The organism is Acinetobacter marinus, assembly GCF_900096915.1.
GTDB lineage: Bacteria > Pseudomonadota > Gammaproteobacteria > Pseudomonadales > Moraxellaceae > Acinetobacter > Acinetobacter marinus.
In genome coordinates this window covers 207,208-220,578 of record NZ_FMYK01000003.1, presented here as the reverse complement: position 1 = coordinate 220,578, position 13,371 = coordinate 207,208, and the positions used below count along the sequence as shown (strand labels likewise).

The window sequence follows — 13,371 nt, the reverse complement described above, 5'->3', positions numbered from 1 at the left end:
TCATTGCTTTAGCGCTTCTGATTGCTTTAGCTTATCGGCACGGGATTGCTCAACGATGGCGATAAAGGCGCTATTCATATCATTTACACTTGCATCATTCATTTCGCCACGTCCATTTTCATGAACCATATTGCGAATCTCTTTGGGAGTGCCAATGGCGAGCATTTTTCCTGCATCTTGAATGGCAATCCGATCGCAATATTCCGCTTCTTCCATAAAATGTGTGGTAATAATGATGGTGATACCATGATTCGCCAGCTCACCGATGGTGTACCAAAACGAGCGCCGTGCCAGCGGATCAATGCCACTGGTCGGCTCGTCCAAAAACAAAATCTCAGGCTGATGTAACAACGCCGCCGCCATCGACAAGCGTTGTTTAAATCCATTGGGTAAATCGCCACTTTTGGCATTTGGTTTTAGGTCGAACTGCGCTAAGGCTTTATCAATTTGCTGTTTCAGATGTTTGCCAGACAAACCATATGCCCCACCAAAAAACTTTAAATTGTCCAGCACACTCAAGTTGCCATACAGTGCAAACTTTTGTGAGACATAGCCAATCTTCGCCCTCGCCTGTGCCCGAGCAGTACGCAGATTCATCCCTGCCACTTCCAGCACACCGCTACTGGCGGGCAATAAGCCACACAGCATGCGGAAGGTAGTGGTTTTGCCTGCACCATTGGGACCGAGCAAGCCAAAAATTTCACCTCGAGAGACATCAAAAGAAGTGCTCGCCACCGCAGTAAAATCGCCAAAAGTACGCACCAAGTCTTTGACCACGATCACTGGTTTGGATTCATTCAGCTGGCTTTGCTCTGCGTGTTGTATTGTACTTTGTCTTATATCATGTGCTTTGTCTTGAGTCGCTGTGCCATCTAATACGGAGGACTTTTCGACCGTTGCATCGCTTTCATCGACGTGCTCCTTCTGATCTGATGCCTTTTCGGTTTGATGTTTCGCTTCATGTAAAAACAACATAAAAGCATCTTCAAGCTCAGGTTCACGAGCTTGCGCTACCACACCTTCGGGCAGTTGATCTGGCGGAAGCTCAGGGTGATCACTACGGGTAATGAAGCGCACCACATCGCCTTTGGGCACGGCATCGGCAATATAGCGATGATTATCCAGTAAATGCGCTTGTAATATGCGTGATTTCAGCCCTTTGTTTGGCTCAGCTTGCCATGTCTGCCCATGCACATGCGAGATCAGCTGTGCTGGTGAACCGTGTTGAATGACCTTGCCATCAAGCATCACATAGACATCCTGACAACGCTCCGCCTCATCCATATAGGCAGTGCTGATGATCACACTGAGGTTTTCATCTTTGACCAATTGCTCGATAATGATCCACAAATCACGCCGAGATAAGGGATCGACACCGACACTAGGCTCATCCAAAAGCAATAGCTCAGGCGAACGCACCAAGGTACACGCCAATCCGAGTTTTTGTTTCATCCCACCCGACAGCTTGCCTGCGGGTCGATCGGTAAATCGTGCCAAATCAGTGATTTTTAATAAGCGGTCAAAGCGTTCTTTACGCAAATCTGCGGGAACACCATGCAAATCTGCGTAAAGATCGAGATTTTCCTGAATACTGAGATCTTCATATAGACCAAACTTCTGTGGCATATAGCTGATACGATCTTGTACCGATTGCGGATTTTTGGCGACATCCGTGCCCAGCACTTCAAGCTGACCGGAAGTCGGTGCATACAACCCTGCAATCAGTCTTAAAAATGTGGTTTTTCCAGCACCATCAGGTCCGACCAAAGCGGTTAATTGCCCCGCTTTGATTTGCATCGTTAGCCCTTGTAGCGCATGCACATCGTCCGCACCTTTTTGCTCAGATTTGAACACTTGCTTTAAATCGTTGGCGATCACCACACAATCTGTAAACATTGGCTTATTCACCTGAACGGGTTTGATTTTGTTGGGTCGGTTGACTTTGATGGGTCGTTGCACTTTGTTGATGCGACTTGTCGATATGGACAGTGACAGGTTGTCCCATTTTCAACTGATCTTTTGGATCATCGACATAAATACGCACTTCATAGACCAAGGTGGTGCGAATATCTTCGGTCTGGACGGTTTTTGGTGTGAACTCGGCAACAGACGAAATATAACCAATCTTACCTGTGATCGGCTGATCAGGCTGTGAATCCCGAATCACTTGCGCACGATCACCCATCTGGATTTGCCCTAGCTCGGTCTCGCTGGCATAGACACGCACCCATTTGGGATCGGTCAAGGCGATGGTATAGACCGACTTGCTCGACGTGGTCATATCACCAACTTCCTGCAAACGTGCTCGCACCACACCATCAACGGGTGAGCGTAATTCACTTTGTGCAATTTGATAATTGATCAAATCCAGATTGGCTTTGGTCGAGTCATATTGTGCTTTGGCAGCGGCACGATCTTCTTGGCGCACGCCTTTTTGCAGTAAGGTCAGATTGGCTTTGGATTCATTTAAGGATGCCTGTGCTGTTTTCATGGTGCTTTTGGCAGCATCGACTTCTTGCTTACTCACCGCTTGTCCCACCGAGCTATTAAAAAGCACATTTAAGCGTTGATATTGCTTATCGGCGTTTTCTACTTGCGCCTGCGCTGAAGCGACTTGCGCTTGGGCTTGGGCGATTTCTTCAGGTCGATTGCCAGCATCTTGTTCATTGATGGTTTGTTGTTGCACTTGCAGCTGGGCATCGGCTTGTTTGGCTTGGATCGACAGCGACTCCGTATTGAGCTGTGCCAAGACCTGCCCTGTTTGTACACGATCGCCTTCTTGCACCGCCATAGTTTGGATGCGCCCTGAGGTTTCAAATGCCAACGACACCTGACGGATATCGACATTGCCATACAGGGTCAGATGCGATGCGTCATCTTGATCACGATTAAACCACCAAAAGGCGACTGCGGCGGCAATCACCACGATGCCAACCAACAGCACGACATTACTCTTTTTCATGTAGACAAATCCACGCTTAATTTACACACAAGTTTAAATTCAAATTTAATTTAAACTATAGCAAATAAGTAAAAAAAGTTATACTGTTATTTTTAGCATATTTGGAAATCCATTTTTATGTCTCGTGCACGACGCAGTGATGGCGACTTAACCAAACAAAAAATCTTACAAAGTGCAGGTCAATTGATTGCACAGCATGGCTTTGCACAAACCACCAACAAAGCAATTGCGCAGATGGCTGAGGTGGATTTGGCGGCGATTAATTATCACTTTGATGGTCGCGATGGCTTGTATAAAGCCGTGCTCGCTGAGGCGCATCAACATTTTTTAGATGAAAAAGTGCTCATTGCGATTGCCAATGCCGAAATTGCACCAGAACAAAAATTAGCCCAATTATTCGAAGCCCTCATCACCAATGTCACCACCATCGAACGCTGGTACAGCAAAATTTTTATTTTAGAAATGCTGTCACCCTCTCCGTATTTAATTGAGTTTATTGAAACCAATGCGCTGAGAAAGTTTCAATTGATACTGAAAATCGTCAGCGAAATTACCGATATTGATGTCAACGATCCGACCTTAATGCCTTCGGTGCTCAGCATCATCGCCCCAATTTTTGTAATGATCTTGGCAAACAAAGACTTTAGCAATCCAGTCCAAGTGATTTCTGCCATGCCAAAACAGGACTTGGTCGAGCATTTTAAAGCCTTTTCTTTGGCGGGCTTGGCTGCGGTCAAAGCCAAACATGACAAAACACTTTAATTTTTTTACGTTTTAGTGCATCAATTGCCTTTCAACAGGCTATTTTTGCGCTAAGATAACAAGCGTTTTTATAAGATGTGTTTTATCTGAACTTATCATTCAATTTTCATCCCTAAACATAGAAGGAATGCTGCCGTGGACGTACGTCTATCCGATCGTGTGAATGCCATCAAACCATCCCCTACACTTGCTGTCACCAACAAAGCGGCTGAGCTTAAAGCTGCTGGTAAAAACGTGATTGGCTTGGGTGCAGGCGAGCCTGATTTTGATACCCCTCAACACATCAAAGAGGCAGCAATAAAAGCCATTAATGACGGATTTACCAAATACACCGCTGTGGATGGTACGCCTAGTCTGAAAAAAGCCATTATTGCGAAATTCAAACGTGACAATAATCTCGACTATCAAGCCAACCAAATTTTGGTGTCTTGTGGAGGGAAACAATCATTTTTTAACCTTGCACTGGCATTGCTCAACAAGGGCGATGAAGTGATCATTCCTGCACCATTTTGGGTAAGCTATCCAGACATGGTGATCGTGGCAGAAGGTACACCTGTTATCGTCAAATGTGGCGAAGAACAGCGCTTTAAAATTACAGCCGCACAGCTTGAAGCAGCGATTACGCCGAATACCCGTCTTTTGGTGTTGAATAGCCCTTCTAACCCAACAGGCATGATCTATACCAAAGAAGAGCTTGAAGCATTAGCAGAAGTATTGCGTAAGCATCCACAGGTCTATATCGCCTCTGACGACATGTACGAACCGATTCGTTGGTCTGGCGACTTCTACAACATCGCTACCGTTGCACCTGATCTTTACGACCGTACATTTGTACTTAATGGTGTATCGAAAGCCTATGCGATGACTGGCTGGCGTATCGGTTATGCCGCAGGGCCTGCAAAAATTATCGGGGCAATGAAAAAGATTCAATCACAATCGACCTCAAACCCGACTTCAATCTCGCAAGTCGCTGCCGAAGCTGCCTTGAATGGTCCACAAGATGTGCTTGAACCAATGGTTGAAGCGTTCAAACGCCGCCATGATTTGGTGGTGAATGGACTCAATGAGATCAACGGTATCTCATGCTTGCCTGCGGATGGTGCGTTCTATGCCTATGCCAACATCCGTCCATTGATTCGTGCCAAAGGTCTAAAATCGTGCACAGAATTCTCTGAATGGTTGCTTGAGGAAACTGGCGTTGCGGTCGTTCCTGGCGATGCGTTTGGTCTTGGTGGCTTTATGCGGATCTCTTATGCAACTGCTGATGAAGTGCTCGTCGATGCATTGTCTCGAATCAAAGCTGCTGCTGATTCGATCGATGGCGTAGATGCTGCGATTGCCTCTATCGAAGCAGAGAAAAACGCATAATATGCAACGCTGAATGTGATTTAAATTCACATCACAATTTATAAGCTGTACTTAAGCCCTGAACCTGTTTCAGGGCTTTTTTGTTGGACAATGCGTAATAAATATTACACGATGACACTGTTTTAAATTGAAGCACAACCATCGAATAAAGCAAAACCAATGCAAACTTGGCATTAAAACTGCTTAGATAATAACGACACCACAAACAAAGCGTTCGAAGGAGTTCGACATGAAAATTCAAGAAAACCTACACTGCTTAAACAACCTCAAACACATCAAACAACTGCATGATGCAGGCATCGACATTGCCGTGATTGCCCTATTTTACCAATCAGAAAATATTCCGCTGAGTGCTGATCAAATCAGCCATATTTTGCAATCCATCGATGCATTGAATAAAAAGCAAATCTCTGCCAGTAAACTCACCGCCCTAATGAACGCCAAAGCGGATATTGCCGAATCAGAACAAATTCCGTGCCCTGTATAAGTGCACTCTCCACTCATTCCTCTCCTTCGCAAGGAGAGCTTGGGTGAGGTTTCATTTAAAAGCACTAAATTTAACCGCATTAAATTTACATTCAGCTGCATTTAGGGTTCATTTACCACTGCATGTCGTTACTTTATCGGATCGTTGCATCAATTGATGGAAAATTAGCTCACTGTGAGATCATTCAGCGCAAATAGACTTGACCATTAGCAAAATCTGTCTATAATCGCATGCATATTCTCCCATAGCTCAGTCGGTAGAGCGACGGACTGTTAATCCGCAGGTCCCTGGTTCGAGCCCAGGTGGGAGAGCCAAAATTCTGTTGTACTGCAATATGTTGCGTAAAAAACCTAGACTCTGATCTAGGTTTTTTTATATCTGAATTGCCACAGCAATTTAACAACCATAAAAAAATCGGTGACCATGCACCGATTTTCTTTTGCTCAAATCCTCATTCACGCAAGCCTAATCCATCAAACCATCATTAAGAGGCTTTTTTCTTAATTTGATAACACGGCGCCAACTTGACGGAGAGGCTGCCTGTAATCCATTTCTGCTGTTCGATTTCTGCCGCTGTTGCCGTATGCGTGTCTTTTTGCGCAGTCAAATACACCGATTTGTGCTGATTGTAGACATTCACCCACTGCGCTGGCGTATCGTCATACGCAGTAATATTGATATTTGGTAGTGTTGCAGTCGAGGTTGAATCCATCTCAAGCAGATTATATAGATTCATTTTTAAACCCAAATTATTGACTGCTGTCGTTCCATCATCCAGTGCAGCCCCTGAAATTCCCAGAAGTACGCCGTCTAAGACACCAAACTGAGCACCTGCAATGATCATCCGTGGTGAAATGGTTTTATCATTTTGAGTGGGTTGATAGTTGGTCGCCGTCACCGTCCCAATACGATATTGCGTGACACCATAGTTATCCTCTGGATTTGCCGTGGTCGCATCGGCTGTCCCGCACATGCCAGACATATCTGTCGCTGTGGCATTGGCTTTGATGTCGGTACGAATATCGCCATTTTCATCGATCATGATACCAAGCTGTATATCTTCTACAGTAGTGTCCGTACTGGAAAACGTTAAAGTTGCATAGAGTGGGAAATAATAATCCGAGCCTGCATCGACATTTTTACTTGAAGCAAAAACACGACGGTCGAGGTAGGCTATCGGATAGGCTTTGACAAAATCAACCGCACCACTATATTGCCCTTCATTGGTATCTTGTGTCCATTTTGCCAGCTCCGATTGCACGGCATCTTTGCCAGTGGTGTATTTATATAGTGCAGCAGTCCCAGGCACGATATAATCATTCAGCAACTTACCTTGATTTAAGGTCATGGTTTCATTATTACTGGTGATGAGGCGGAAGCGCTCCTTAGTTGCCAAATGCTTGCTGATCGGATCAATAAAATCACGCTGCGCACTGGCATACATCCGCAGTGGATCGACAGTGGTCATAAATTTAACTGCTTCAGCGACATCTGATGATGATGAGCTAGATGCAGCGAGACTACCACGCCATTGTAAGCCATAGCCTTGAGTAAAACCTTGGCGGTCACTTTGTAAATAAAATGTGCCAAGTAACGCACGGCGGTTAGAGCCACTGCCCGTATAACCAATCAAGCCTTCAACCACTTGCACAAAGGCAGGCGTATCTGCCTGATAGAGTGCGCCAAGACTCAGATTCGCCGCATCTTTTAATACAGCAAAAGCCTGTGCATCACTCACCTGCCCAACATCGACCCACGGCTTTAAGATGTTGGCATAGCTGCCATTTTGTAGCTCTGTCGCCGTCACATCAGCGGTGATACTGCTGAGTCCAACGAGACTGGCATCATCCAGTTCGAGCAACTGAATATCGCCAATGACGTTGCTTTCACTACGCTGGTTGCCTGCGGCTTGAAAAATTTTAATGAGATTCATCGCCACTTTGACCGTTGCATCACTTTCACTAAATGAGGTCGCCGCCTGTCCAGTAATCCCTTTCGCCATATCGAGCACAGTCAAATGCACAGGAATACTGTCAGCACTCACCGCACCGAGATCAGACATTTTGACGCTACCCATCTCAACACGATAGTCATCGGTTGCATTCAAGAAAAAGGTTGCCGTATCGCCTTTATCACAGCCACCTGTCACGGTATTGCCATTGACCTTGGTCGAGAAGATATTGAGATTGTCACTACTACAGGTATATTGCAGTCCAGCAACTGGATACTCCATCGTGAATTCAAAACACGCATCACTGCCAGCGACAGTACAGCCCACCGCAGTGGTCTCAGTCGGCTTTACTGTTGGATCTTCATCAATATTGTTACTGCCACCGCCACATGCTGCCATCATCAAACACAGCGAGGACACTGCGAATGGAAGTGCGAATTTATTTTTGAAATGGGTCATTGTGTTTGTCCTTCAAACGATTGCTATCTCAACACTGTGAGCTTAATTTGTCCTTGATTACTGAGTTGTAACTCGGGCACATCGACACTGGATTCGAGCGCACTCAGCAACAGATAATGGCTATTTTTTGGAATATGAATCACGCCTTCGATCGATGCAGACTGGAGCATCGTCGCTGGAAAAGTCTGGGTATGAAATGCCGTTGCACCTTCGATCACACAGCCCTTTTGATCGAGAAATACAGCGATCGGCCAGTAATAACTCGGTGCTTTACCACTGTTGGCATAGGAGCTGATTTTGACATTTTGTAATGGCTGATTAATTTCTAACAATTCAAAGTCAAAACGATTATCAAACGGCGCACGTGGAAAAAATGATACGGAATCATGTCGACCGAAACTTTTCGATTTGCGTTTGGCTTTGTCATCAATACATTGTGTTGGTAGGGCTTCTGCCAGTTCGTCTTGTGAAATGACATGATAATTGACACCCAATGTAACCACTTGTTGTGGCTCTGGTGTTGTACCACGAAACACCGACATATCTACGCCTTTTTCACGCTCCACCACGTCCCAATTGGTAGTACCGCCACTGACGCCTTTCATGCCAACTGACATCGGTGGCGTTGGTATTTGATAAAAGCGCTTTTTGCCCTCGACATTGAATTCTTTTGATTCCAAATATTCTGCTTGGTAATATTTTTCACCATCGATCATGCGGTAAGGTGCGGGTTCATTCTCTACGCTTACATCCTTGCTCGTTGCACTGTTGTTGATAGAACTGTCTACTGTTGAATCATTTTGAGCTGTATGATTTTGAGTTGTATGTTTTTTAGTAAGCCCGTCCACGTGTGCAACCGCATCCTCTGCCACCTGCGATGCAGTTGCTTTGGCGTGTGATGCTTGGCTCTTCACTGTCGCAATTTTCATTGTGTCTTGTTGTTGTACTGTTTGTTGTTGTGTTCGTTGCTCTACGGCTGACGGGGTAACTTTTGTATTGCTGAATACCTGTGCATCATTTTCAGTTTGAACTGGTGACGCACTCAGCTTGGTATCACGTGGCTGCTGTTGAGGTGCTTGCTGGATTACAGGCGCTGTCGTACGTTGAGTAGCTATTTGGTTTTGTGTTGGTGGCTGTTGCGACGCAGGCTTTTCTTTAGAAAAAAGTTTAAACCAAGTCTTTTTTTCGGCATTGGGTTTGGCTTGTGATTTCACCTGTCCGCTTGCTTCAGGCACAGGCACCACCATCGGCAAACCATCTGGTCCAATGATGGTAATCATCTCACCACTGCTTAAAGACTTGGCAGTGGCAAGTTGCACAGAGAAACACAGTCCGACCGTTAAACTATATTTCAAACAAAGATGAATTGCACTGTGCTGAAACTCAGTCGAGCGAGGTTGCTGATCTGCTTGATCAAGCAACCCGACTAAAGAACATCTGATCTGCAGTTGTTTTTTTTGCATACTTTCAACCATTTACCACCGTGTACGATACACCATACCCAAGATGTTGACCTTGGTATTGGTGCTAATATTCAGCCCTGCATAGGGGTTATACATGATATTGCCTACACCCGTTTGGTTGGCTAAGTCACTGGTATTGGCAGGAATTTGATCTCGGCTACGCAGATGTGCATAGGTCAGATCAATTTCGGTATCTGGGTCAAACTTATAGGTCAGTCCCATCCCAAACAGCTGGGCATTATTCAGCGGCACCATAGTATTTCGCTTACCATCTGGAATCGCTGATGACCGAGGTTCATAGCCTAGACGCAACTGTAAACGATCAGTTGCATCGTACTGAATGCCCACACCCCAACGCCAAGACGACTCAAATTCGAGCGGAAACGACACCGAATTTTCAGTGATATTATTACTCAACAATTTGGCAATTTTTAGCACTGCCAATGAGCGGTCGAATTCCATTTTGAATTCTTCCCATGCTTTATAATCTGTCCAACTCACATCAAAATTGACCTGTAAATCAGGCATGATTTTGTATTTTATCCCTGCTTGAAAATGCTGTGGGTAGGTCAGATCCATGGTCACCAAACCACTTTCATTCTGTGGCACACTACCCGGAAAGCCAAGAATCGCAGACAGAATTTGTCCAGTCACTGAGGAGTTCAGCGCTCTGGTTAGCTCCTGCGCACCTTCACCATTGGTAATGTGAAATTTCCCTTTCATCTGCATCTTGCTTTCGCTTTGGTAAACCATACCAAAGCCAAATTCATCTGTCGGCTCCCAGAGGATGCCCAAGTTAAAACTTGGCGCTAAGGATTGTTCTAAAGATAAATCCAATGTGGCTAAATTATCAAATGGCCCTAAAGATTGCTGGGCATTACACATCCCGAACAAGAGTAAGTCGGTGACAATGTTGCCATTTTCCTTAAACGGCGCACAGACATCTTCATCGATCAAACGCAACACACCGACCAAATCATTCGGCGCACGCATGTCGGTTTTAAGACCCATCGCCTGATAAGACATGCCGATCGAAGCACCAATCGACAGTTCATCATTGACTTTATAAGCAGCCGATGGGGACAGATAGGTGATCCGCTCAATCGCTACCTGTTGCCCCATGTAGTTACCAGGATTACCATCTTCGGCACCAAAACCTGCAATCATTGGCGCATACATTGCGGTGGCATAAGTGACTTTTGAGCCTGGTGGGCGATAAGCCACCCCAAAAGTCGGCGCTGCGACTGGCATACCTTTACCCAAATCCACCATTTTTTTCAGTACAGGCACATAGAGGGTCGGATATTCAACATCACCTTGCACCGTTCCTTTGTAATCTGTACACAAACTCGACGGGTTAGACGGTGCATCATTACACACTAATGGATCATCAGAATAGCCAAATACACCATAGCCTTCTGGTGCAGACCATTCACGTCCCACATCGAAATGCGCAATGATGCCTTGCACATCAGTTTGCAACCCGTCAATACGGGTCAAGCCTGCTGGGTTAAAGTGAATCGAGTTGACTCCTGGTGGATCGGCAGTGACCGCATTGCCAAGACTCAACGTTTTAATATCTACAGATAAGTTCTGCCCCAAGCGTGCATGGCTGGTGCTTGCCAGTCCAACCATGAGTATTGCTGTCGCTAAGGGAGCATATCGTTGCGTTTTCATCGCACTACTCCTTAGCGTACTTGTTTACCAAAACCTATAAAATCCAGTGGGAAAGACAGTCCTAAACTAATATCAGGTGCATCCTCAGTCAGACCAATCCCCACTGAACCGTTGACAATAGTTTCAGGTGAAATACGCACACCGAGCGAAATCGCAAGACTGGCACTACTTTGATCGGCAGGCTCAGAGGTTTCCCCTGTATTAAAGCGATATTCTGATGCTGTGTTAAAGCTCTGCTGATAGGACATGGTCATCGACACATCATAGTTAAATGAGTAAGCAAAACCAAAGGCAAAACCACCACTAATCCCTGGATCAAAGGATTCTAAAATGCGTGAACCTCGGCGTTGATTAATGTCTTTTTCCTCAAAACCATAGTTGGCAGAGAGTGAGGCAAATAACACCACAGGATCGATGTACTTACGGGTGCTGGCGCCAGCGCCGACAGAGTAATAACCTTTACCCGTTGACAGCTCGGTATCAGCATTGACCTCATACGGACTATCACCCGTCTTGGTCGAGACATTACCAAAGAGAATCAGTGGCAAACGCCCTTGTTTTAGTGGAAATGGTTCCCAACGTGCACCGAAAGATATATCACCCAGTCCTGCTGTGGTGGCATCTTTGATCACGTCGGATTTCGCCACCAAGGGCAACGAACCTGTTAAGGTCAAGTTATCCAAGACACCGTATTGCACGGTAAAGGTATTGGTAATGTTGTGATTAGCGTTATCTTCGATACGCAAACGGGTAATCTGTGATTGTCCATCATCTAAAGCAAGATCAAGCTGGGTATCTCGATAATATGAATATTCAAAATCGTAGGTGCCCGAGTAAGAGCCTTTTTTCACCAAAGAATATTGTTGTTCGGATGCGGTAAAGACTTCTTCGAGATTTTCCTGTTGTGTGGCATCGCCTTCTTGTTGTTGTAAGGCTTGAGAGGCTGTGTCTGAGCTAGCTGGTGTAGCACCTTCTGCCGCATTCGGATCTTCGGTTTGAGTTGCCGTGACTGCTGTCTCTGTCTCCGCCTCTGGAGCTTCAGCAGTTGGCGTAATCGCAGTCGGTGCAATTTCTGCTACTTGTGCCGTATCTGCCGCTTCATCTGCAATCGCAACTTGCTCCGTGCTGGCATAGCTTGATGCGACGCTTTCAGGCATTTCAATCGCTACCGTATTGGCATCGACAGCATCTTGCACTGCCGCACTATCCGTAGCTTCTTGTGCGTAAATTTGCCCTGACAATGCCAAGCCGATGCTCAAAGCCAACGCACTACGATTCATCCATTTCATCTCGATCATGTCTAAACTACCCTGTTACTACATTTTTTAGTTTTAAAGTGTTATTTGCGTTTGTAATACATACGCATATAAGTGTCGATTGGCTTGCCATGGTTATCAGATTTGGTATCTGAATCAATGACACGACGCATAGTGGATGCCTGACTTGCCAACTGATCTTGCTGACGATACAGGTATGCTTGTGCATCAACGAAGGCATACTGATTGACCGTTGCATCTTCGACATGACGCATATCATTTTCAGTCAAAGTCAGTAAGTTTTCAGCTTGTTGATAGTCCGCAAGCTCTACCACAAATAAAGTATTGTTATCCCAGATTTCAGCAAAACGATCTGCGTTAAAGCTAATATTGCCCAGCGCAGGATCGGCAACGTATACCCGTCCATCTTGATAGCCTTTGTACACCACAAAATGCTTAAAGCCAGCATATGCAATCGGTACGATGGCAGGTTTGTCCAAAGCAATTAAATCTTTTAATTCCCCACGATAACCCCCACTGGAATAGCCCAGCGCAGTCACGAAGCGCTTCATATCAAGTAAGGAAAAACTACGACGCTCGACAATACGGTTGTATTCACCATAGCGCATCAAGCCGTCCATGGTCTGCTTTTCCGTCAGGTTCATGCCTGCATAGCCATTGAGCAAGGTGGTCAGTGCTGCTGATCCACAGCTATAGTCGTATGCTTGACGAACGATGCCACGAAATTGATCGACGACTGCGGGTTTGATTTGGACAGGTTCACGATGGTTTTTGCTAAAACTATTGACACGGCTATCACTCACTTCGGTGTAGTAAACCGTTCCCGCGGGCTGATCCGCCAATTCGAATGATTCGGTGGCAAAGTGATAGATCAATGCCGACCCTAGTGTAATTAGAAACATGTAAACTCTTTTTTTAGTTTTAGGCGACTACCGTCGCCAAGCCCTTGAGTATTTTTCATGCAT

The 13,371-nt window shown here is 45.5% G+C and carries 10 protein-coding genes and 1 tRNA gene; 4 read left to right on the top strand and 7 right to left on the bottom strand.

The genetic code is table 11. The annotated features are described in order from the left end of the window. Together BLQ60_RS06995 and BLQ60_RS06990 are read right to left on the bottom strand one after the other, a co-directional pair. Positions 1 to 1,896 carry an ATP-binding cassette domain-containing protein gene (locus BLQ60_RS06995; protein WP_092618016.1) on the bottom strand — a complete coding sequence of 632 codons (1,896 nt, stop codon included), beginning with the start codon at positions 1,894 to 1,896 and terminating at the stop codon, positions 1 to 3. Positions 1,897 to 1,900: 4 nt separating this feature from the next. After that, positions 1,901 to 2,962 (bottom strand): HlyD family secretion protein, encoded by a 1,062-nt coding sequence (locus BLQ60_RS06990; RefSeq protein WP_092618013.1) that lies wholly within the window; start codon positions 2,960 to 2,962, stop codon positions 1,901 to 1,903. 117 nt (positions 2,963 to 3,079) lie between these two features. Here BLQ60_RS06990 and BLQ60_RS06985 point away from each other — a divergent pair, with 117 nt between their 5' ends. The 4 genes from BLQ60_RS06985 to BLQ60_RS06970 all read left to right on the top strand — a co-directional run bounded on the left by BLQ60_RS06985 (position 3,080) and on the right by BLQ60_RS06970 (position 5,893). Beyond that, on the top strand, positions 3,080 to 3,724 hold the full coding sequence (locus tag BLQ60_RS06985) for a TetR/AcrR family transcriptional regulator (RefSeq protein WP_092618011.1): 645 nt from the start codon (positions 3,080 to 3,082) through the stop codon (positions 3,722 to 3,724). A gap of 135 nt (positions 3,725 to 3,859) precedes the next feature. Beyond that, on the top strand, positions 3,860 to 5,092 hold the full coding sequence (locus tag BLQ60_RS06980; protein ID WP_092618004.1) for a pyridoxal phosphate-dependent aminotransferase: 1,233 nt from the start codon (positions 3,860 to 3,862) through the stop codon (positions 5,090 to 5,092). A gap of 229 nt (positions 5,093 to 5,321) precedes the next feature. Then, positions 5,322 to 5,579 carry a hypothetical protein gene (locus tag BLQ60_RS06975; RefSeq protein WP_092618002.1) on the top strand — a complete coding sequence of 86 codons (258 nt, stop codon included), beginning with the start codon at positions 5,322 to 5,324 and terminating at the stop codon, positions 5,577 to 5,579. A 238-nt stretch (positions 5,580 to 5,817) separates the two neighbouring features. Continuing rightward, positions 5,818 to 5,893, top strand: a tRNA-Asn gene (locus tag BLQ60_RS06970). Positions 5,894 to 6,063: 170 nt separating this feature from the next. On the opposite strand, the gene filF is transcribed toward BLQ60_RS06970, so the two are convergent. From filF to filB, 5 genes are read right to left on the bottom strand one after another with little or no spacing between them, the layout of a single operon-like run. Beyond that, the gene (gene filF / locus BLQ60_RS06965; protein ID WP_092618000.1) at positions 6,064 to 7,989 is read right to left on the bottom strand and encodes a putative pilus system protein FilF; all 1,926 of its coding nucleotides are present in this window, start codon (positions 7,987 to 7,989) and stop codon (positions 6,064 to 6,066) included. 23 nt (positions 7,990 to 8,012) lie between these two features. Further along, positions 8,013 to 9,452 (bottom strand): putative pilus assembly protein FilE, encoded by a 1,440-nt coding sequence (gene filE / locus BLQ60_RS06960; RefSeq protein ID WP_092617998.1) that lies wholly within the window; start codon positions 9,450 to 9,452, stop codon positions 8,013 to 8,015. Positions 9,453 to 9,464: 12 nt separating this feature from the next. After that, positions 9,465 to 11,129: a putative pilus system OmpP1/FadL family transporter FilD gene (gene filD / locus BLQ60_RS06955; protein WP_092617996.1), complete on the bottom strand. Its 1,665-nt coding sequence runs from the start codon at positions 11,127 to 11,129 to the stop codon at positions 9,465 to 9,467. An 11-nt stretch (positions 11,130 to 11,140) separates the two neighbouring features. Next, positions 11,141 to 12,427, bottom strand: a complete 1,287-nt coding sequence (gene filC, locus BLQ60_RS06950; protein WP_171259070.1) for a putative pilus system protein FilC — start codon at positions 12,425 to 12,427, stop codon at positions 11,141 to 11,143. 41 nt (positions 12,428 to 12,468) lie between these two features. Continuing rightward, positions 12,469 to 13,308 carry a putative pilus system C39 family peptidase FilB gene (gene filB / locus BLQ60_RS06945; RefSeq protein WP_092617993.1) on the bottom strand — a complete coding sequence of 280 codons (840 nt, stop codon included), beginning with the start codon at positions 13,306 to 13,308 and terminating at the stop codon, positions 12,469 to 12,471. Positions 13,309 to 13,371 lie beyond the last annotated feature (63 nt).